The organism is Mesorhizobium sp. M7A.F.Ca.CA.004.04.2.1, from assembly GCF_004022825.1.
Taxonomy (GTDB): Bacteria; Pseudomonadota; Alphaproteobacteria; order Rhizobiales; family Rhizobiaceae; genus Mesorhizobium.
Map to the genome: position 1 here is coordinate 1 of NZ_RZPH01001010.1, position 2,137 is coordinate 2,137.

A 2,137-nucleotide genomic window follows, 5' to 3' on the forward strand; every position below is an offset into this window, starting at 1 on the left:
GATCGACACCATGAACAATGGCGGCAAGATCGCCATTCTGGGCATCGCGCCGACCGGCTTCGAGATCGACTGGAACAAGGTCATCTTCAAGATGCTGCATCTCAAGGGCATCTACGGCCGCGAGATGTTCGAAACCTGGTACAAGATGATCGCGCTTGTGCAGGGCCCGCTGGATGTCTCCGGCCTGATCACCCACCGCATCGGCATCGACGATTTTCAGGCCGGCTTCGATGCGATGCGCAGCGGCAGTTCCGGCAAGGTGGTGATGGACTGGTAGATGCCGCCTAGCGCAGGATTCTGTTTTTCATCAGCCATTTCACGGAGCGGGGCCATGCGTGGTTCGCACCCATGCGAAGATCGGTAAACCCCTCCGAAACATGTCTCCCGGTTTCGGCGTCAAGGATGCGAATGAACATAGTATGTTCCGTTCGGTTGACGCGCGTTACGACGCCAAGCAAGGCAAGCGACGCGCCGTGCTCCTTGGCAATCGGTCCTTCACAACCAGCGCAGTTGCGCAATCCGTGCGGCGCAGCAGCCTGTGTATCCCTCGCCGGCACATCAATTACTGTAAAGCGCCCAGACTGGGAGAGCATGTCCTTTGCAACTTGTGCCGATTCCGACAGATAGCGCCTGTCATATTCATCTGGGGGAATTATTCCCGCCCCGGCGCTCTTGTCCTCCAATTCGAAAGGGAACACTTCGATCGACATCGGCTTTGTCTGCTGGGCCTGCGCAAATGTGCACGTGCCTACAAGTAGCGTCACCAGGACACTTAAGGCGCGAATGCTCATCGTAGTCCTCCCGTCGGTGTAATGGGCATTATACGCGGCCTGACAACGCAAATCACGATCAAATCGAAAGCAATGCTATGCTTTGGCTGCGGTGGGAGTTCCCACGCAGGTTCGCTCGAACTCCGTCGTTCAGAGTGATTGGCTTGATCTTGGACTAACCCATGCTCGGGACCAGACTGGTCTCCAATGCAGCCAGTCCGCTGGTGATCGCCGTGCGCTCTTCAGCGCTGAGCCTTGCCAGCAAATCCCGTTCGAACGCCTTGGCCAGCGCCACCATCTCGCGATAGGCGGCAAGTCCCGTTCCGGTCAGCGTCAGATGTTCGATACGGCGGTCTTTTTCGTCCGGTTTTCGCGTCAGCCAGCGCCGCCGTTCGAGCTCGGCGACAGCGCGCGAAACCTTTGTCTTGTGCATGGCCGATTGCTCACCGATTGCAGACGCCGTCATCGTTCCATGCTGCCCCAGCCCCGAAAGGGTGCGCCATTCCGGCCGCGTCAGGCCGTGGCTATCCTTGTAAATCCGCGAAAATTCGCGGCTGACGGCGTCGGCAAGCCGGTAGAGCCGGTAGGGCAGGAAATTTTCCAGATTGAGAATTTCAGGCGCGTCGGACGCTTCGCTCTTGATCGCCATTTTTCAAAGCCGCCATTGATGGTTACATTTTCAATGGTTACAAATGAAACCAGTTTGGTCAATTGAGATCCATTCCGGGGAGGAAGCAATGGCCTTTTCCTACATGCCGGGTTTCGGCAACGACTTCGAAACCGAGACGCTGCCCGGTTCGCTGCCACAAGGACGGAACTCCCCGCAGCGGCCGGCCTACGGCCTCTATGCCGAGCAGCTTTCGGGCTCGCCCTTCACCGCCCCGCGCGGCACCAATGAGCGCTCTTGGCTCTACCGGATCCGGCCGAGCGTCAAGCACACTGGCCGCTTCAAGCCTGCGAGCTATCCCTTGTGGAAGAGTGCGCCCAATGTCGGCGATCATGAGTTGGCGCTTGGCCAATACCGCTGGAATCCGGTGCCGATGCCGAAAGAGCCGACCGATTTTATCGCCGGCATGCGCAGCATCACCACATCAGGCGACGTGCTCGGCCAGACCGGCATGGCGGCACATGTCTATGTCGCCAACCGCTCGATGGTCGACGACCATTTCTTCAACTCCGACGGTGAATTGCTGGTCGTGCCGCAGGTCGGCGCATTGCGCTTCGTCACCGAGATGGGCGTCATTGAGCTGCGGCCCGGCGAGATCGCGGTGCTGCCACGCGGTCTGGTCTTCAAGGTCGAGCTGGTCGACAAGGAAGTGCGCGGCTACGTCTGCGAGAACTACGGCGCCAAGTTGACGCTGCCCGAC

Annotated in this window: 3 protein-coding genes and 1 pseudogene; 2 read left to right on the plus strand and 2 right to left on the minus strand. The window is 59.1% G+C overall.

Annotation, left to right across the window (positions count from 1 at the left end; all coding sequences use genetic code 11):
• Positions 1-277, plus strand: a pseudogene (tdh, locus tag EN893_RS30490) (L-threonine 3-dehydrogenase); the annotation flags it as partial.
• A gap of 7 nt (positions 278-284) precedes the next feature.
• On the opposite strand, the gene EN893_RS30495 reads toward tdh, so the two are convergent.
• Positions 285-791, minus strand: a complete 507-nt coding sequence (locus EN893_RS30495; RefSeq protein WP_127269415.1) for a DUF2380 domain-containing protein — start codon at positions 789-791, stop codon at positions 285-287.
• A 154-nt stretch (positions 792-945) separates the two neighbouring features.
• Complete coding sequence (locus EN893_RS30500) at positions 946-1,419, minus strand: MarR family transcriptional regulator (protein WP_127269414.1); 474 nt, start codon at positions 1,417-1,419, stop codon at positions 946-948.
• 88 nt (positions 1,420-1,507) lie between these two features.
• Between EN893_RS30500 and EN893_RS30505 the strand changes: the two genes are divergently transcribed.
• Positions 1,508-2,137, plus strand: a 630-nt coding sequence (locus EN893_RS30505) for a homogentisate 1,2-dioxygenase (RefSeq protein WP_128362038.1), incomplete at its 3' end; no start/stop codon positions are given.